The sequence below is a fragment of the Paenibacillus phocaeensis genome (genome assembly GCF_900021165.1).
Taxonomy (GTDB): Bacteria; Bacillota; Bacilli; order Paenibacillales; family Paenibacillaceae; genus Fontibacillus; species Fontibacillus phocaensis.
Genome location: NZ_FCOQ01000006.1, coordinates 14,863 through 32,519, shown reverse-complemented (window position 1 = coordinate 32,519; position 17,657 = coordinate 14,863). Strand labels below are relative to the sequence as shown.

At 54.6% G+C, this 17,657-nt stretch carries 18 protein-coding genes; all 18 read left to right on the top strand.

Annotated elements, in window-relative coordinates; genetic code table 11:
* Positions 1-1,643: 1,643 nt before the first annotated feature.
* The 18 genes from coxB (at position 1,644) to BN3795_RS00575 (ending at position 17,623) form a co-directional block, all read left to right on the top strand.
* The gene (coxB, locus tag BN3795_RS00660; RefSeq protein ID WP_068782826.1) at positions 1,644-2,702 is read left to right on the top strand and encodes a cytochrome c oxidase subunit II; all 1,059 of its coding nucleotides are present in this window, start codon (positions 1,644-1,646) and stop codon (positions 2,700-2,702) included.
* 98 nt (positions 2,703-2,800) lie between these two features.
* Positions 2,801-4,651 carry a cytochrome c oxidase subunit I gene (gene ctaD, locus BN3795_RS00655; RefSeq protein WP_068782963.1) on the top strand — a complete coding sequence of 617 codons (1,851 nt, stop codon included), beginning with the start codon at positions 2,801-2,803 and terminating at the stop codon, positions 4,649-4,651.
* Positions 4,648-5,274, top strand: a complete 627-nt coding sequence (locus BN3795_RS00650) for a cytochrome (ubi)quinol oxidase subunit III (RefSeq protein ID WP_068782825.1) — start codon at positions 4,648-4,650, stop codon at positions 5,272-5,274. The genes ctaD and BN3795_RS00650 overlap by 4 nt, the downstream gene beginning before the upstream one ends.
* Before the next feature lie 3 nt (positions 5,275-5,277).
* A complete protein-coding gene (locus BN3795_RS00645) occupies positions 5,278-5,598 on the top strand; it encodes a cytochrome C oxidase subunit IV family protein (RefSeq protein WP_068782824.1) in 321 nt (106 codons plus the stop codon).
* Positions 5,599-5,738: 140 nt separating this feature from the next.
* Positions 5,739-6,689 carry a cytochrome c oxidase assembly factor CtaG gene (gene ctaG / locus BN3795_RS00640; protein ID WP_068782823.1) on the top strand — a complete coding sequence of 317 codons (951 nt, stop codon included), beginning with the start codon at positions 5,739-5,741 and terminating at the stop codon, positions 6,687-6,689.
* A gap of 44 nt (positions 6,690-6,733) precedes the next feature.
* The gene (locus BN3795_RS00635) at positions 6,734-7,198 is read left to right on the top strand and encodes a DUF420 domain-containing protein (protein ID WP_068782822.1); all 465 of its coding nucleotides are present in this window, start codon (positions 6,734-6,736) and stop codon (positions 7,196-7,198) included.
* Positions 7,199-7,443: 245 nt separating this feature from the next.
* Positions 7,444-8,166 carry an ABC-2 transporter permease gene (locus tag BN3795_RS00630; protein WP_068782821.1) on the top strand — a complete coding sequence of 241 codons (723 nt, stop codon included), beginning with the start codon at positions 7,444-7,446 and terminating at the stop codon, positions 8,164-8,166.
* A gap of 40 nt (positions 8,167-8,206) precedes the next feature.
* Positions 8,207-8,620 carry a GntR family transcriptional regulator gene (locus tag BN3795_RS00625; protein ID WP_068782820.1) on the top strand — a complete coding sequence of 138 codons (414 nt, stop codon included), beginning with the start codon at positions 8,207-8,209 and terminating at the stop codon, positions 8,618-8,620.
* Positions 8,620-9,555 (top strand): ABC transporter ATP-binding protein, encoded by a 936-nt coding sequence (locus BN3795_RS00620; protein ID WP_110944917.1) that lies wholly within the window; start codon positions 8,620-8,622, stop codon positions 9,553-9,555. Before BN3795_RS00625 ends, BN3795_RS00620 begins: the two co-directional genes overlap by 1 nt.
* A gap of 26 nt (positions 9,556-9,581) precedes the next feature.
* Complete coding sequence (locus BN3795_RS00615; protein ID WP_068782819.1) at positions 9,582-10,487, top strand: ABC transporter ATP-binding protein; 906 nt, start codon at positions 9,582-9,584, stop codon at positions 10,485-10,487.
* Positions 10,480-11,760 (top strand): ABC transporter permease, encoded by a 1,281-nt coding sequence (locus BN3795_RS00610; RefSeq protein ID WP_068782818.1) that lies wholly within the window; start codon positions 10,480-10,482, stop codon positions 11,758-11,760. Before BN3795_RS00615 ends, BN3795_RS00610 begins: the two co-directional genes overlap by 8 nt.
* A gap of 252 nt (positions 11,761-12,012) precedes the next feature.
* Positions 12,013-12,693: a response regulator transcription factor gene (locus tag BN3795_RS00605; protein WP_068782817.1), complete on the top strand. Its 681-nt coding sequence runs from the start codon at positions 12,013-12,015 to the stop codon at positions 12,691-12,693.
* Complete coding sequence (locus BN3795_RS00600) at positions 12,690-14,513, top strand: sensor histidine kinase (protein WP_068782816.1); 1,824 nt, start codon at positions 12,690-12,692, stop codon at positions 14,511-14,513. The genes BN3795_RS00605 and BN3795_RS00600 overlap by 4 nt, the downstream gene beginning before the upstream one ends.
* Positions 14,500-15,075: a hypothetical protein gene (locus BN3795_RS00595; protein WP_232729811.1), complete on the top strand. Its 576-nt coding sequence runs from the start codon at positions 14,500-14,502 to the stop codon at positions 15,073-15,075. The genes BN3795_RS00600 and BN3795_RS00595 overlap by 14 nt, the downstream gene beginning before the upstream one ends.
* 171 nt (positions 15,076-15,246) lie before the next feature.
* Complete coding sequence (locus BN3795_RS00590; protein ID WP_068782814.1) at positions 15,247-15,519, top strand: metal-sensitive transcriptional regulator; 273 nt, start codon at positions 15,247-15,249, stop codon at positions 15,517-15,519.
* 22 nt (positions 15,520-15,541) lie between these two features.
* Complete coding sequence (locus BN3795_RS00585; protein ID WP_068782813.1) at positions 15,542-15,853, top strand: rhodanese-like domain-containing protein; 312 nt, start codon at positions 15,542-15,544, stop codon at positions 15,851-15,853.
* A complete protein-coding gene (locus tag BN3795_RS00580; protein ID WP_068782812.1) occupies positions 15,850-16,266 on the top strand; it encodes a rhodanese-like domain-containing protein in 417 nt (138 codons plus the stop codon). Before BN3795_RS00585 ends, BN3795_RS00580 begins: the two co-directional genes overlap by 4 nt.
* A gap of 214 nt (positions 16,267-16,480) precedes the next feature.
* On the top strand, positions 16,481-17,623 hold the full coding sequence (locus BN3795_RS00575; protein WP_068782811.1) for a phosphodiester glycosidase family protein: 1,143 nt from the start codon (positions 16,481-16,483) through the stop codon (positions 17,621-17,623).
* The last annotated feature ends 34 nt before the right edge of the window (positions 17,624-17,657 follow it).

Here is a 17,657-nt window from a genome sequence, read left to right as displayed (position 1 = left end):
TCACGCCTTCTCGGCGACCGTCGGCTTTCTAACGGAACCTAGAGCCGCTATTGGTAAGGGTTGCGGGTGTGTCGCCGTCTAACGGAACCAGGAGACCTTATTTGGGGCAAACGAGGCTAAACCTTCGCGAAATGAGCCAAATAAGGTCGCTGGGATCCGTTACAGCGGGAAATCACCGGGAAATGAGCAAATAAGGTCATTAGGTTCCGTTAGAGCGGTGGAGTGACTTCGCCATCAGTAACCCAGCCAGTGCGTGCGAAACCAACCTTTGGACCCAATCAGCGAACCCAATCAGCAGAACCAACCAGTCAACCCAATCTGGGAATCCAACCAGGAAATCCAGCAGCGAACCCAATCAGTAGAACCCAACCCGCAGAACCAAATCAGCAGAACCCAACCCGCGAATCCAATCTGGGAATCCAACCAGCGATTCCAGCCATCAATGGTAAGTTCGTGCTGCGCTAGCTGTAGGCGAGTGGTGAAGTAGCAAATGTGGTTCCAGCGGGAGTTCGCGGCAAGTTATGACGTCGAACCTTCTGGCAAACTTCGGCTTTCTAACGGAACCTAGAGCCGCTATTGGTAAGGGCTGCGGATGTGTCGCCGTCTAACGGAACCAGGAGACCTTATTTGGGGCAAACGAGGCTAAACCTTCGCGAAATGAGCCCAATAAGGTCGCTGGGATCCGTTACAGCGGGAAATATCCGGGAAATGAGCAAATAAGGTCACTAGGTTCCGTTAGAGCGGTGGAGTGACTCCTCCGGCGCAAGATATTAGCGAAACTTACTTCTCCATGGCATTCCATCTTGTTATGGCACCCCGCACCACGTCGCCCTCGTCAACACCTCGCACCACCACGCCACTCGCAGCACCTCGCACTCTCCAGCAAGACGCTGCCCTAGACACTACGCCCCCCTCGGTATGCCCTCTATCGGAACACCACACTCGTATCCACACTACGCTTCCTTTGGCACTCTGCCCTCAGCACCACACTCGCCTCCCACACCACGTCGCCCTCGTCAACACACCAACTTCACCCGCATTAGGCCACTCGCCCCACCTTGCACACTCCCGCACCACGTCAACCTCGGCACCACGCCGCCCTGGCACCTCGCATCTCCCGGCACCCATCCCACCCCCATCCCGCACCCTCATCCCTCAAGACTTAGTCATACCTTGGTCCGCGTACCGATCTCCCGGGCCTCCCAACACTCTCTCCGCATTGATCTACCCCCTGGCTGCCGCGCCCTTAGTAATTCCCCAATGAAGACCGGATCCCGGGCTATAAAACGCAAATTTCTTCAATCAAAATGAAATAAAGTTTGAAGAAATGTCAAAAATGAAGCAGAGCAAGAAAACGTCATAATTCGCCGATAAATGTTCAAAATTGGCAGCCTTTTCAGTCGGTGTCGAATGGGAGAAAACGTTAACAAAACCTTTTGTGGTGCGGCTTCTCGGATTTTTGAACAATTTGTGAACTGCCCCTGAATCATTGACAAACGAGGGGTTCGATCATATATTTAATAGGTGATTGTTTTAATTGACAGGAATGTAGTTTCCGTGATAGACAGGTAGATTTTTGAGCTGCTACAGGCTGGAAATCTCTGTGATGCTGCGGAAGAAAACGTAAGAAGTGGGGTAGATCAATGATGAAACCGTGGAAGGCTGTTAAGCGGCTGGCACCTATGTTTGCCATGCTGGCGTTCCTCTTGTCCGCATGCGGCCGCGAAGACCTGTCCGTGCTTAGACCGCAGGGTCCGGTGGCCGAGGGGCAGCTCGGACTAATTAAACTGTCGATTACGATCATGGTAGTGGTCATGCTGATCGTATTCGGAATCGCGGCATACGTGTGGGTCAAGTACCGCCGCAAGCCGGGACAAACGGATATTCCGAAGCAAGTTGAAGGCAATCATAAGCTGGAGATCATCTGGACGGCGATTCCGCTGGTTCTGGTGCTGATCCTGGCGGTTGCTACGGTGCAGAAGGTATTTGCTTTTGGCGAGGATTATTCGAAGGATGCAAATGCAGTGAAGGTCAAAGTGACCTCGCATTTATTCTGGTGGGAATTCACTTATCCGGAATACGGAATTACAACGGCCCAGGACTTGATTATTCCTACGGGCAAGAAGATCGCGCTTGAGCTGAAGACGGCGGACGTGCTGCACTCCTTCTGGGTGCCTTCGCTCGGCGGCAAAACGGATACGAATACGGACGGAACAATTAACAAAGCTTGGCTGGAAGCCACGAACGAAGGGGTTTACCTCGGGAAGTGCGCCGAGCTATGCGGGAAATCCCATGCCTTCATGGAGTTCAAAGTCAAGGCGGTGAGCCAGGAATCTTTCGACCGTTGGGTTGATGCGATGAAGGCGCCGGTACAGACGATTCAAGACCCGGCTGTGGCCGAAGTATTTAAGACGCAATGCTTGAGCTGCCACGCCGTAGGCGACCAAGGCGGACCCATCGGGCCTAACCTGACAGGGATCGGCAGCAGAGAGACGGTAGCGAGCATTTTACATAATGCGGAAGCGTCCGGCAAACCGATCGATGGCAAACCGGTCAAGGATAATTTGGTGGAATGGCTGACAGATCCGCAGAAGGTGAAACCGGGCAACAAAATGCCAAATCCGAAAGAAGATCTCGGATTGACGGATGCGGAAATCGAAGCGATCGCCGACTACTTGGCAAACAGCAAATTATCTTATTAATCTTGCGTGCCTCTATGGACGGCATGGATGGATAGGAATTAAAAGAGGGGGTACAAACCTTGGCTCATGCTCACACTGTCAAGCGGCACAAGGGGTTAATGGACTGGTTGACGACGGTCGATCACAAGAAAATCGCCATTTTGTATTTGGTGGCGGGCGGTTTCTTCTTTGGGATTGGCGGTATCGAGGCATTGCTGATCCGCGTGCAGCTGGCGAAACCGATGAACGACTTTGTAACGGCGCAGCAATTTAACGAACTAATTACAATGCACGGCACGACGATGATTTTCCTCGGCGTGATGCCGGTGATTTTCGCCCTGATGAATGCGGTCATCCCGCTGCAAATCGGGGCCCGGGACGTGGCGTTTCCATTCTTGAACGCCCTCGGGTTTTGGACTTTCCTGTTCGGCGGCTTGCTGCTGAACCTCAGCTGGATCATGGGCGGTGCGCCGGATGCCGGCTGGACTTCGTACACGCCGCTGTCCTCATCGGCGTACAGCTTGACGCACGGGGTCGATTTCTATACCATCGGCCTACAGATCGCCGGTCTTGGGACTTTGATCGGCGGTATTAACTTCCTGGCAACGATCATTACGATGCGTGCGCCAGGGATGTCCTTTATGCGGATGCCGATGTTTACCTGGACCTCGTTCGTGACATCGGCAATGATCCTGTTCGCTTTTCCGGCGATCACGGTAGGTCTGGTTCTGCTTACGTTCGACCGGATTCTCGGCGCTAACTTCTTTAATGTGGAGAGCGGCGGCAACCCGGTGTTGTGGCAGCATATTTTCTGGATCTTCGGTCACCCCGAAGTTTACATTTTGATTTTGCCGGCGTTCGGGGTAATCTCCGAGGTCGTAAGTACATTCTCGCGCAAGCGGCTGTTCGGTTATAGCTCGATGGTATTCGCTACGATCCTGATTGCCTTCCTCGGCTTCATGGTTTGGGCGCACCATATGTTTACGACAGGGATGGGGCCGGTGGCCAACGCGCTGTTCTCCATCGCCACGATGCTGATCGCCGTTCCGACGGGGATCAAAATCTTCAACTGGCTGTTCACGATGTGGGGCGGGCAAATCCGCTTTACGACGGCGAACCTGTTTGCTTCCGGATTTATCCCGACGTTCGTAATGGGCGGCGTTACGGGGGTCATGCTGGCTTCGGCGCCGGCGGACTACCAGTATCATGACACTTATTTCGTAGTCGCGCATTTCCACTACGTTATCGTCGGCGGTCTGGTGCTTGGATTGTTTGCCGGTCTGCATTACTGGTGGCCGAAGATGTTTGGCCGCATCCTGGATGAAAGACTGGGTAAATGGGAGTTTTGGTTCTTCATTATCGGCTTCCATATGACGTTCTTCGTGCAGCATTTCCTCGGATTGATCGGGATGCAGCGCCGCGTCTTTACGTATTTGCCAAATCAGGGCTTCGATCTGATGAACCTGGTCAGTACGATCGGTGCGTTCCTGATGGGCGTTGGGGTGATTTTGTTCCTGGTGAATATCGCGATCACGACGAGAAAACCGAAAGGCGTCGCGGGCGACGCCTGGGAAGACGGACGTACATTGGAATGGGCGATCCCGTCGCCGCCGGAAGAATACAACTTCAAGCAAATTCCATTGGTACGCGGCATCGATGCGTTCTGGAAAGAGAAGATGGCAGGCAATAAGGAAATGACACCGGCTGAGCCGGTTGGGCCGATCCACATGCCGTCGCCAACGATTCTTCCTTTTGTGATGTCGGTGGGCTTGTTCATCGCCGGGTTGGGCTTCATGTTCACCAACGATGATTTCGGCAACAGCCTGATGAATTTCCTGTTCAACAACTATATCGTTGTCGGCATCGGTTTAGCGATCACGTTCCTGTGCATGCTGCTTCGCTCCTTGTATGACGATCACGGCTGGCACATCGAACCGGAAGAACTGAAGGGGAAGGGGGTCGAAGCATGAGTACACCAAACACATCGCAGGTCACAGGCACATTGCCGCACGAACCGGAGAAGGCGACGCTGGAAGGCCGCAATAAAATTTTGGGCTTCTGGTTGTTTCTCGGGGGAGAGGCCGTCCTGTTCGGTACTTTGTTCGCGACCTTCCTGGCCTTGCGCAACCAAATCGCAGACGGCCCGTCGGCGAGCGAGTTGTTTAACTTGCCGATGACGGCGGCTGCAACCTTTATCCTCTTGGTCAGCAGTTTAACGAGCGTATTCGCCATTCAGGCGATGCATCGCGGCGACAAGGGAAAGCTGGCAGGCTGGTTAGGTGTCACCGTATTGCTTGGCCTCGCCTTCCTGGTGCTGGAGATTTACGAGTTTGCCGAATACGTGCTGCATGAGGAATACGGCATGACGACAAGCGCGTTCAGTTCGGCGTTCTATACGCTGGTCGGTTTCCACGGAGCGCACGTCTTGTTCGGGATTTTGTGGATTTCACTGCTTATCGGGCAACTCTTTAAAAAGGGCTTGACCGTCGTCACGGCGCCGAAGATTTACGTCTCGGCCATTTACTGGCATTTCATCGACGTTGTCTGGGTGTTCATCTTCACGGTTGTCTACCTGCTCGGAAAGGTGGTCTAACGGATGGTCAATCAAGAATCGAACGGTTCACCGGCGGTAAAACACCGTCAGCGTCATGAAGGTCCGGAGAAACATATTATCGCGTTTATATTCTCCATCGTGTTGACCTTGATCGCCTTTGCGGCAGTAGCGGCCGGCGGAGTTAATACCGCCTTCACGGTCATATTGCTGCTGGTGATGGCCGTGCTGCAGGTGCTGGTTCAACTGGGCTACTGGATGCACATGAAGGATAAGGGGCATTTGATCCCGATCGTCTTCATGGCCGGCGGATTTTTTGTCGCGTTTACTGCGATTATTGCCGCTTTGTACTGGATGTGGTGGTAACAGGTTCATCTGTAAGATAATGATAAGTAAGGCGCAAAAACGGTACCGTCCCAGGGGGGCGCTGTCACCGTTTTTGTCGTATATGAGGCCTTGTTCACAATTTGGACAGAACTGACGGCGCTGCGGAAGGAGGGTTTGCCGTGCTGGGATTAGAATATTTTAGTTTTACAGCCGTATGGAGCCCGGTATTTCTGGCTTTGATGCTGCTGGTGACAGCCGGATATTTCGTGCTGATTGGGCCGGGCGGTGAGAAATGGGCAGAGGGCGAATCCCGTGTTCCGGTTGGACGGAAGCTGTTATTCATTACCGGAATGCTGCTGCTCTATCTGGCTCAAGGCGGTCCGGTGGAACTGCTGGGCCATATGATGTTCAGCTTCCACATGCTCAGCATGGCGTTGTCCTATCTGTTGGCGCCGCCGCTCTTGATGCTGGGGCTGCCGCCGTGGGTCTGGCGCAAGGTGACCGCTTATCTTGCTGCAAGCCCGCTCAGGAAGCTGAAAGTGTTCGCCCGCCCGGTCGTCGCGGCTGTGGTTTTTAACGGGTTGTTTTCGTTTTACCATCTGCCGGTGGTTCATGACTATGTTATGCTGCACTTTGGGGTGCACCGCCTGTATTACATTATCTTGTTTATTGCGGCAGGACTGATGTGGTGGACGCTGGTCAATCCGCTGCCGGAGCGTGCGGGGGTGCAGGGACTCAAGAAGATGGGCTTCATCTTCCTCAACATGGTGCTGTTGACGCCGGCCTGCGGCTTGATTATCTTCGCTGACGAGCCGCTTTACGCGACGTACAGCGATCCTGCGGTTTGGGCGCGGGCGATGGGCTATTGCGTGGCGGGGGATCCGGCGATGCTGCTCCGCCAGTTCGGCGGTCCGCAGTTCTTTGGTTACCTGCAGCCCGATATCGATCAACAGGTGGGTGGAATCCTGATGAAGTTCATTCAGGAATTTATCTTTGCGTCGATGCTGGCCTATGTTTTCTTCCAGTGGTACAAGCAAGAGAACCGGGAGAACGCCGAGGAAGAAGAGACGATAGGAACGGGATTGCCTGAGGCCCCGCTGAATCCACCCCCGCCTCAGACCGGATCTTAGGATCGGGAGAAGGATCCCTCACAAAACGTTTAGGAGGATGCAAATTGGATCTGTTTACGTTATTTCCAACGCTAAGCACATCGTTTATCGTGATTAGTGCCGTGTTGGTAGCGATCGGTTGGGGGCTGATCATCAAGGGGAAACGGGAAGCCCACAAAAAGACGATGATCGCTGCGGCTGTGGCTGCGCTGTTGTTCTTCGTGATCTACATGTCGCGAACCGTATTTATCGGCAACACGTCTTGGGGAGGACCGGACAATCTCAAAGGGTATTATCAAACCTTCCTCATCTTTCATATCATCCTGGCGACCGTTGCAGCTGTTTTTGGCATTACCACCCTGGTGCTGGGCTTCAAGGCGAAATACGCCAAACACCGGAAATGGGGCCGGGTGACCTCGGTGATCTGGTTCTGCACCGCCGTTACCGGAGTGGCTGTTTACGTACTGCTGTACCTGATGTATCCGGGCGGCCATACCAAGCCGGTGTGGGAAGTCATCCTGGGGGCGTAGCTCCTCAGCGGACCGGATCGAAGTATATACAGGGACGGAAAAATAGCTTTAGATCCCGAAATATCTATAACGCCAATGGCGGATTCCTTGGAATCGCGCGGTTGGCGTTTTTCTTTTTTTTGCGCGGCATAAGGAAGAGGTTGACATGGATATGTACACTGATTATACTGTGTATAAAGATATAAACAGTAAGCACAGTGATCATCAAACCCATCGGCGAAGGGGTTGAAAAGAGGTTGATAGATTTGGACAGTTGGAAAGACGCTTGGGTGATTGTCAAAAAGGATTTGCGAAACGATCGGCTGTTTCTGATCTGGAACGTCATCTTCACGCTGTACATTACCTTGATGCTCGGCAGCCTGGTCGGGGCTCGGGAAGAGACCCGCTTGATGGATCCGATGAGCGATTTCCTGATGCTGATCATGGTTCCGTTAACGGGTTTTCTATATAACCGGCGATCATTTAACTACATTAAGGATGATTCATATACCGAAATGCTCCGTTATTACCGCGTGTTGCCGATTCCTCTGAAAACGGTGATTCGAAGCAGACTGATCCATTTGGGAGTGGCGACATTGCTGAACGGCATTTTGTTCTACGGCGGGTTCTATCTCGTAACGTACCTGATGAATGGCAATGCCATCGGGGCGGGGCCCTTTCTCGCGTTCAGCTTCACCTGGATTGGTTACGGCCTGCTGATCAACGGGGTGTTCATCTACTATGAGCTTCTAAAGAAAGGCAGCGTTTATTTAGGGTTAACGTTTCTGTTCATGCTGGGGCTTGGCGGGGTCGCTGTTGTTACGAATTGGTTTGGAGGCAACCTGCTAACCTTCATACTGGAGAACTCCCGGCGTTACGTCCTCTTGTCGCCTTTGATGTGGGGATCCTTAGTTGGAGGGGCTCTGGGATTGACCCTGCTGTGCTCGGTGACGCTACGAAAACTGACGAATCGGGATTTGGCTAAATGAAGAACGGAAATCGGGAGTAAGGCGGAGGTGAGCAAGAAAGGTGTGGATTCCCATTCAAATAAACGAAAATAGCGCCGCGCCGATGTATCATCAAATCGAGTCGCAGCTTAGATCCCTGATCGTCAGCGGGCAAATTGAAGAAGGGACGCTGCTGCCATCCATCCGGGAGTTCGCCGGTGCTCTAAACTGCAGCGTGATTACGGTCCGCCGGGTCTATCAGGATTTGGAGACGGAGGGATTGCTTCGAACCAGGCAGGGTACCGGCACCTTCGTCGCTAAAGTGAGTGCGGGGGAACGCGATGAATACCGCACCGCTGTCGTGAAAGAAGCGATTGAGAAGGCCGTCGATACCGGAAAATCGCTGCAGTATGGGGCGGAGGAGCTGAAGCAGCTGTTTTTGCAAATCGTTAAGCAGAAATATGATTCGGCGCCCAGCGAGGGGGGAACGGACTAATGGAACAAGCCATGGCAATTGAGCTGGTCGGAGCGCTTAAACAAGGGCGGCGCAAGACGATTGGACCGCTGCATCTGCAGGTGCCGAAGGGGTATATCGTAGCTCTGGTCGGTCCTAACGGTTCGGGAAAAAGCACGATCATGCAAATGATCCAGCAGACGCTCAGACCGGATGCGGGGGAGATCCGCTGGTTCGGGCAAACTATTGCTGGAGTAATGCCAATTGAGCTGCGCCAACAAATCGGGTATGTTCCCGAAGCGCCGGAGGCGGAAGAACATTATATGACGGCGGAGCGGGCGGCTCAGTTCAGGTCCCATTGGTACCCGTCCTGGGACGAGAAGCTCTTTGAAACCTTGATGGATCGATTTCAGATCCCAAGACAGGAGCGATTAAACCGGATATCCAAAGGGGAGCGGCGAAAATTCGAAATCGCAGCGGCCCTGGCGGCCCGGCCGAAGGTGCTGCTGCTCGATGAGCCTTCCTCCGGATTGGATCCGTTTGCCTGGAAGAGCATGATCGACGAGCTCCGGGATTTCATGGCCGGCGAGGAGATGACGATATTGATCGCAACTCATGTCGCGGAGGAAGTGAAGCGCCTGGCGGACTACATCGCATTGGTGCACCAGGGACAGGTGCTGGGGATGGCCGAGAAAGACCAGCTGTTCAGCAGTTGGAAGGAAATCTGGATCCGCAGCGGTGGATGTTCGCCGGGGGATTTGCCGGAAGGCACCATTCTCTGCGTGGATGGTCCGTCGGTGACTAAGCTGGTCGTTCAGGAGCAGCATGAAGGGGAGCTGCAGCGGAGCCTTGCGGCCAAAGGCTTGCAGGTGATGCAGACCCGCAGCCTGGAGTTGGATGAAATCCTCCAGCTGTGGATTCAAGGGCATCCGCCGGTCAATCCGGCACAGGAAGCGGCGAGGGTTGAACCGCAATAATCTCATTTAGAAGAAGGAGAGGAAATATGGCGAATCCATTGGTTTTAGATAATGTAATGAAGCAGTTTGGAGAGAAGACGGCCGTTAATCACATCTCACTGCAGGTCGAGGAAGGGGAGATTTACGGGCTGCTCGGGGCAAACGGCGCCGGCAAGACGACAACGATGCGTATGGTCCTGGGGTTGATCTATCCGGATGGCGGACAAATCCTCTACAACGGCAAGCCTTATGGCCGCGAGATGCAGTCGCAAATGGGTTATCTGCCGGAAGAGCGCGGCCTATATCCGAAGGTGAAAGTCAGCGATCAGATCATTTACCTGGCCCGCCTGCGGGGGATGTCTTCGACAGAAGCCGACAAGAGTCTGAAATATTGGCTTGATCGGTTCGAGGTACCGGAATATTACGATAAGAGGATCGAAGAGCTGTCCAAGGGGAATCAGCAAAAAATGGGCTTCATCGCTGCGGTTGTCCATAAACCGAAAATCGTGATTATGGATGAAGCGTTCAGCGGACTGGACCCGGTAAACGTTGAGCTGTTGAAGGCGACGGTAAAGGAGCTGCGGGACCAAGGCACCAGCATCCTGTTCTCGACCCACCGGATGGAGCATGTGGAGGAGTTGTGCCGCAACATCACCATTCTGCACCGCTCGAACACCGTGCTGCAGGGGAATCTGCAGGAAATCAAAAAACGTTATCCCCGCGAAGAGGTCCTGCTGCATACCACCGGAGAGGTGGCCGGGCTTGAGCATATTGCAGGCGTAGAGAAGGTTGAACGGAAAGAGCGCGGTTACCTGGTACGCATCTCGCAGGTATCGGCGGCGCAGGAGATTTTGCGCAAAGCGATGGAAGTCAGTGAAGTGGAGCATTTCGAGATCAAGGAACCCACGCTGAACCAAATCTTTATCAAAGAGGTAGGTGAGTCGAATGAATAAAATGGGAACGGTTGTCGGCTTTACTTTCATGAATAAGGTTAGAACCAAGTCATTTCTTATTACTACGCTTGTGTTAGCTCTGCTAGTGACCATCGCGCTGCATTTGCCTTATTTGATCGACAAGTTCACCGGCGGAGATGATCAACCTGCGAAGATCGGCCTTGTGTACGAAGGTCAGCCGGAGCTGGCGAAGTCGCTTGCAGCCTATACGGAGAAGCAGCCGGCAGCCGGCTACACGCTGGTACCTTATGAACAGGCGGATCAGAAGGCACTGGAAGCGGCATTGGATGCGGGGGATATCGACGGATATCTGCAATTCGCCAATGCAGGGGATGGGGTATTCCCGGCCGTTATGTATACCTCGAAGAAAGATAGCTTGGGGATGGGACTGCAAACGGCGCTGCAGGCCGCACTGCAGAACGTCAAGGCGGAGTATCTGACGAAGGGCATGCTGACCGATGAGCAGATTGCTGCGTTGAGCGCACCGGTCCAAATCGATGCGGTGAAGGCTTCCGCGGAAGCGGGGGCAACCAAGTCCGGAGGTCAAGCGGATGCCGGCCCCATTAATTATGTGCTTGTGTATGTGCTGATCATCTTATTCTTTATGACGATTATGATGACGGGCAATATGATCTCGGCTGAGGTAACTGCAGAGAAGAGCTCGCGCATCATGGAAATTCTCATCACCAGCGTCTCGCCGCTTGCGCAAATGTTCGGCAAAATTCTGGGCATGTTCCTGATCGGCTTACTGCAGATCGCCGTCTTCGCAATAGTCATCGCGGTCAACCTTTCGCTGCCTTACAATCAGCCGGTGCTGGCGAATTTAGATCTGAATCTGTCCGACATCCGTGTAGAAGTATTGGTGCTGGGTCTGGTCTTCTACGTTTTGGGCTATTTCCTGTATGCGACCTTGTTCGCTGCAATCGGATCGCTGGTTAGCCGGACTGAGGAATTGGGGCAGGCGGTCATGCCGATTACGATGTTGTCCCTGGCGGCGTTCTATATCGGGATCTTCAGCTTGAGCACGCCGAACTCCCTGCTCATGAAGGTAAGTTCCTTCATCCCGTTCGTCTCGCCGGTATCGATGATCGTGCGGGTTGGCATCGGCGAGCCGCCGGTATGGGAAATCGCCGTTTCGCTGGTCGTCCTGGCCGTCGCGATCTTCCTGTTCGGCTGGTTGTCCGCGAAGATTTACCGCACCGGCGTCCTGCTGTACGGCAAACGTCCTACCTTCAAGGAGCTGCGCAAAGCGATGAAGGCGTATAAGATTTAAGGAAGGGCTGCCCATGACGAAAGAGAGAATGCAAGGGCTGCAACTAAGACCACGAACAGCGCCTCATAAGAGGGAGACAGAGGTTTTTCGCGATCAATCCGCGGAAGGCCTCTTTTTTTCTTGTTCACCCCAAGTTCACACGGCGGACACATCGCTTCGTTATACTTGATTTGGCAAGGAGAACGGGAGGTGTCGCCCGAATTCATACAAGTGGAGTAGGAAGGCCAGAATACGAGCATAGGTGATGCCGGAATGAAACGAAGCATATTGCTGGTGGAAGACGATGCGCTGATGCGCGAGTTTATCACGGACTATTTTAAAAAAGAACAATGGGAAGTGCATGAAGCGGAGAACGGCCGGATCGCGCTGGAGATGTTCGAGCAAACCGCCGTCGATCTGGTCGTGCTGGACATCATGATGCCCGAGATGGACGGTTGGTCTGTGTGCCGGCGAATTCGCGGCAAATCGGATGTGCCGATCATCATCATGACAGCCCGGTCCGAAGACGACGATCAGCTTCTCGGATTCGAGCTGGGCGCTGACGAATATGTCACGAAACCGCTGAGTCCCAGAGTGCTCGTTGCACGGGCCACCGCGCTGATGAAGAGGAGAGAAGGCACGGTTGGCCGGGACAGCAAGTTGCAAGTCTTCGGCGATCTGTCGATCCAGCGGGAAGCTCATGTCGTGACGGCAAAGGGCGAACCGGTAAATTTGACGCCCAAGGAATATGAACTGCTAATCTTCCTGGTTAAGCATGCCGGCAAGGTGCTGAGCCGCGAGGCTATCTTGGATGCGGTGTGGGGGTATGATTATTTGGGAGATTCGCGGACGGTGGATACCCATATCAAGAAATTAAGAGCCAAGCTGGGAGACGAAGGGCGTTACATCGTGACCGTGATCCGATCGGGCTATAAATGGGATACGAATCTATGAAGCGGCATAGCGTTGTTTTTAAGTTGTTCGTCGTGACTGCGGTGATGGTTCTGCTTGCTTTCGGGGTGGTGATGGCGGCGGAAGGGTTGTTCTTCGAACGGTTTTACCGGGGTACCCAAATCAACCGGCTGGCCGGGAGCATGGAGAGCTTTGCCAAGCAGTACGCTGAGCATCCGGACGACGACCTGCGGATCTCCCGGCTGCTGGGGGAATACATGAACCGGCATGACGCCAGCATCGCGATTCTGAATCGGGAATTTGCCCAGCTCCGTTATGAACCTTATTTCATCGATTTGCGGACAGGGGAAGGGAAATCGGTCAAGGTTGTGATACCGACAGAAGGGACGACAAGCGAGGCGATTCCCCAGGTGATCCTCGGCGAGCGGCTGACGGTCGACGGGATGTTTATGGATGAACGGGACACGATTCTGAATCCCGTAGACATCCGGCTGTCGAAAGAGGCGGGCCGTGAGCCCGATCCGGGGCTGGTGCGGGTGGAAGGAGAGGTCACGGATCTGCTGCTGCCGGAGCTGAATTCCCGCTCTTACAATCCTTATTACCAGGATGCGCTCATCGATGATGCGCTCCAAGCTTGGCGGGCCCAATCCGGCGCGGCTGCTGCCGAGACCCGGCTGCGCTCCGGGGAGGCGGTTCGATTCGAATGGCGCGATGCGTGGAGCGGCGTCGAGTACGCCGTGCTGCTGCAGCCGCTCACGCACGAGGGCAAGGCGGGGCCCCGCTATATGGTGGCCTTAACCTCTTTGCAGCCGGTCGGTGAGGCGGTGGACATTCTCCAGCGATATGTCATCGTGTTGGCTCCGCTTATCGTCGTGTTGGTGGTGCTGCTGTCCCTGATCTTCTCGCGGTTCGTTTCCCGTCCGCTGCTCGCTCTGAATCGCGCGGCGGCCCGGCTGGCGGAGCTGGATTTCTCCGCGGTGCCGGAGGTCCGGTCAAAGGATGAGTTCGGCGAGTTGTCCCGTCATCTGGCGCGGTTGTCGCGCAATTTGGATCAGGCGTTGAAGGAGCTGACCCGTGCAAACCGTCAATTGCAGCAAGACGTGGAGGAGAAGCGGAAAGCGGAAGAGCTGCGCAAAGAGCTGATCGCCAATATTTCGCATGAGCTGAAGACGCCGCTAGGCATCGTCAAGGGGTTTGCGGAAGGCCTTCAGGATGGCGTGGCGGACGACAAGAAGGAGCGTTATCTGGCCTTGATCGTCAGCGAAACCGACCGCATGAACGCCCTGATTATGGATATGCTGGAGTTGTCCAAATTTGAGGTGAAGAAGGTGCAGCTGTCCCCCCGTAGTTTCTCCCTGACCGGCCTCGTTCAGCGGGTAAGCGAGTCCTTCAACCCGCAGTTGGAAGCGAAGGGGCTTCGAATCGAACTGACGCAGAGCAGCGGGGAAGGCGAACTGCACTATGGTCAGAGCGAGGTTACGGCTTGGGCCGATCCGCGGCGGATCGAGCAGGTGCTCCTGAATTTATTAAGCAACGCCGTTCGCCATGCCCGGGAGCAGAGTACGATTCGCATCGCACTGCACCGGGACGATGGGGGAACAATTACAACAACGATTGAAAATGCCGGCCCATCCATTGCCGAGGCGGATCTGGCCCGGATTTGGGACCATTTCTACCGGGCGGAACGTTCGCGGGACCGCAAGTCCGGCGGGACCGGGCTGGGGCTGGCAATCGTCAAGCATATCCTGGAGCTGCATGGCAGTGAATATGGAGCGTTGAATACCAAGCAAGGTGTAGCTTTCTATTTTACCTTATCAGATAAAGAAACCTTTAACGGAGGAGAAACTCATGATGAAACGTAAAACAAGGATACTTTTGACGTCAGCCCTGGCGGCGGTGCTGATGCTGAGCGCCTGCGGCAATGAATCTGCGGGGCAGAACCAGAATGCGCCATCGAATACGGCTGGGGTCAACGCCCCAACTCCGGCCAAACCCGATTCGGGGGATAACTCGGCAACTTCGGGCAATGAGACGGCTACGGACAACAATCAAGGGGAAACGAACGATAACCCAACCGATGCAAACGGGGCTGCTAACGGGGACATCCTGATCGTCATCGACCAGACGCCTAAACCGCTTGCGGAAGGGGGCGGCTTCGACTTCTCCGTCAAAAAAGCGCCGGAGGGCTATATGCTGAAGGAGATCCATTGGACCTCCGAGACAAATAATATCGTGAATACGCTGGAAGAAGCGATCCAGCATGGGCAAGACGGCGGGGACGGATTTTACATCAGCGGGGACGGACAATTTATGGGCTTTCTGTATCCCGATGAAATGAAAGGCGAGAAGGGCAAGGTGACCTTCGTATTCGGCAATGAGCAAGGCCAGGAGTTAACCTGGGAGAAGGACATTACGCTGCAATAAAAAGCAATCAACCTATCGCAATAGACCCGAGGGCGGACAACCAGCTTGGTTCCGCCCTCTCCTTATTGGAGGCAGGGCAGGTTGACTCTGCGGGGATATTCAATTACAATCTATACCCGTGGGGGTATAGAGAGAGGTGTCAGGCACGATGAATGGAAAGGAGTGCGGGACATGACTGACGACTATCATTATGCGGAAGAAGTCAAACGCAGATTGAAACGAATAGAAGGCCAGGTTCGCGGCGTGCTTCGGATGATGGACGAAGGGAAGCCCTGCAAGGAGGTCGTGAGCCAATTGTCCGCGGTGCGGAGCGCGGCGGATAAAGCGATGGCGCAGATTGTAGCGGATAACCTGCAGCAGTGCATCTTGGAGGAACAGGCCAAGGGGGGCGACACCGAACATTTGGTGAAGGAAGCCGTCGAGCTGCTGGTCAAGAGTCGTTAATATAAAGAAGGAGACGATACACATGGCGTTTCAGCCAGAGAAGGAAATCACCCCGGCCGAATTGGCCGCCCGGATCAAACGAGGCGAGCCGGTTCATGTGCTGGATGTACGCGAGCCGCTCGAATGGGCCGAAGGCCATATTCCCGGGGCGAAGCATATCCCGCTGGGTCAGCTGCCGGAGCGGCACGCAGAGCTGGATCCAGACGCAGAGCTGATCGTCGTCTGCCGCAGCGGCGGACGCAGCAGCCTGGCCTGTGAACTGCTCGGTGAAAGAGGCTACAACGTGGTCAACATGATCGGCGGGATGCTGGCCTGGGAGGATGATGTAGAGTGACCGCGGCATTGGCCATGACTGGAGGAATCTTGCTTGGCGCAGCCGTGAGCGGATATCTGCTGCGGGTGATGTGGCCTGTCCCGGGCCTGACGTTCGTTAAGGCCGCAGCGCTATGCGGAACCGGGCTTCCGCCGCAGACGAAGAAGCTGGATGTCCGGGATGCGTCGTATTATGAAGAATGCCATTTGGATGGAACAGTCAACATTTCGCTGGGGCGGCTGCCGTTCGTATGGAATAAAGAGCTGTCGCCGGAGGACCCGGTTCTCATTTTGGCGGATCGCCGTTTGGCGGTCATGAAGGCTGCCCGGATCTTGAGAAGGCGGGGATTTAAGCAACTGTACGCCCTGCGTGGGGAAGTATGTCAGGTAAGAGCTACGCTGAAGCCGTGCTTCGAGAAGAAACCCGCCTGCTGATGCAGGCGGGTTTTTAGGTGGGTTACGATAGAAAATGCTGCCAACCTCGCCTTCACCGCCGTGAAGATCTGGTGGTCGCTGTGATGAGGAGAAGGCCTGCGGTCGCTGCATTGGTGCGATCGCAGGCCTTCTTTAAGGCGATGAAACTTTCGGACTAGAATGAACGTTAAATGTACAGCTAGCTATCTTAGAGAGCAAGGGAGAGACAAGCATCATGCCAACGCCTACACTACCCAGCCGTGCGTCGGTGAAGAGGGGAACGGGTGCGAAGAAACGCACGTCCGTGAAGAAACGGCGGAAACGTGGATTTTTCTTTCTATTATCCCGGTTTATCATTGCGATGATGCTGATCGGAACGGCCGCCTTGATCTGGCTGTTCTTCACCCCGTCCGGCAACAATATGCGGTATTTGATGGCCGATACGCTGATTACGACGCAGCATCGCCATTGGGCGAAATATATTATTGGACAAGCTGAACTGGACAAGCGAGTCGCCGCCTACCAGGCTCGATTCGAGCAGATGGGGACGGAGAAAGACACGCATACGATTGATTTGCCGAACGTCGACAAAGAAGACGTGAAGACGGAGAAGCCGCTCGTCGAGATCGAGGAGGTCTCGGGTAACAGCTACCACGGTTATGTGATGACCGTAAATGACCCGACCAAAATTCGTTTAGGCGTGCCGGCCAAACGAGGCAAAGGGGAGAAGGTCTCTAGCATGGTGGAGCGGACCGGAGCTCTCGCCGGCGTGAATGGCGGCGGCTTTGCCGACCCGAACTGGAAGGGCAACGGCTTCAAGCCGATCGGCGTAGTCATTTCGCAAGGGAAGCTGTATTACAACGGGATCAGTTCGGGCGCGGCGACGCAAATCGTCGGTCTGGATAAGCAGGGCAAGATGATCGCCGGCAAATATACGCTGGAAGAACTGAACAAGTTGGGGATCCAGGAAGCGGTAACGTTCCAGCCGAGAATCATCGTGAATGGCAAAGGGCAGATCCGCAGTCAAAAAGAAGGCTGGGGCATCGCGCCGCGGACGGCCATGGGGCAGCGCGAAGACGGTGCGATCCTGTTCGTCGTCATTGACGGACGCCAGCCGGGATACAGCATCGGCGCCAGCCTGTACGATGTCCAGCAGATCATGCTGGAACACGGCGCGGTGATCGCCGCCAACCTGGACGGCGGATCGTCCACTGTTCTGGTGAAGGAAGGCGGGAATATCGTCAACAAGCCTTCGTCCGAATATGGGGAGCGCTATTTGCCAACGGCTTTTCTCGTCTTCGAAGATCCGTCCAAGGCGAACATCCCGAATATTTGGGAGGGGCTCCGTCCCCAGGATATCGACCCCGGGAAGAAATGATCGCTTCGGATATTTTGAACACGATGAGCGCCGC

What these genes read in the sequence shown, in the direction of transcription:
- coxB (WP_068782826.1), top strand. Translation starts at nt 1,644, where the DNA reads ATGATGAAACCGTGGAAGGCTGTTAAGCGGCTGGCACCTATGTTTGCC.
- BN3795_RS00595 (WP_232729811.1), top strand. Translation starts at nt 14,500, where the DNA reads ATGATGAAACGTAAAACAAGGATACTTTTGACGTCAGCCCTGGCGGCG.
- BN3795_RS00615 (WP_068782819.1), top strand. Translation starts at nt 9,582, where the DNA reads ATGGCGAATCCATTGGTTTTAGATAATGTAATGAAGCAGTTTGGAGAG.
- BN3795_RS00610 (WP_068782818.1), top strand. Translation starts at nt 10,480, where the DNA reads ATGAATAAAATGGGAACGGTTGTCGGCTTTACTTTCATGAATAAGGTT.
- BN3795_RS00590 (WP_068782814.1), top strand. Translation starts at nt 15,247, where the DNA reads ATGACTGACGACTATCATTATGCGGAAGAAGTCAAACGCAGATTGAAA.
- BN3795_RS00650 (WP_068782825.1), top strand. Translation starts at nt 4,648, where the DNA reads ATGAGTACACCAAACACATCGCAGGTCACAGGCACATTGCCGCACGAA.
- BN3795_RS00645 (WP_068782824.1), top strand. Translation starts at nt 5,278, where the DNA reads ATGGTCAATCAAGAATCGAACGGTTCACCGGCGGTAAAACACCGTCAG.
- BN3795_RS00605 (WP_068782817.1), top strand. Translation starts at nt 12,013, where the DNA reads ATGAAACGAAGCATATTGCTGGTGGAAGACGATGCGCTGATGCGCGAG.
- BN3795_RS00575 (WP_068782811.1), top strand. Translation starts at nt 16,481, where the DNA reads ATGCCAACGCCTACACTACCCAGCCGTGCGTCGGTGAAGAGGGGAACG.
- ctaD (WP_068782963.1), top strand. Translation starts at nt 2,801, where the DNA reads ATGGACTGGTTGACGACGGTCGATCACAAGAAAATCGCCATTTTGTAT.
- BN3795_RS00600 (WP_068782816.1), top strand. Translation starts at nt 12,690, where the DNA reads ATGAAGCGGCATAGCGTTGTTTTTAAGTTGTTCGTCGTGACTGCGGTG.
- BN3795_RS00585 (WP_068782813.1), top strand. Translation starts at nt 15,542, where the DNA reads ATGGCGTTTCAGCCAGAGAAGGAAATCACCCCGGCCGAATTGGCCGCC.
- BN3795_RS00620 (WP_110944917.1), top strand. Translation starts at nt 8,620, where the DNA reads ATGGAACAAGCCATGGCAATTGAGCTGGTCGGAGCGCTTAAACAAGGG.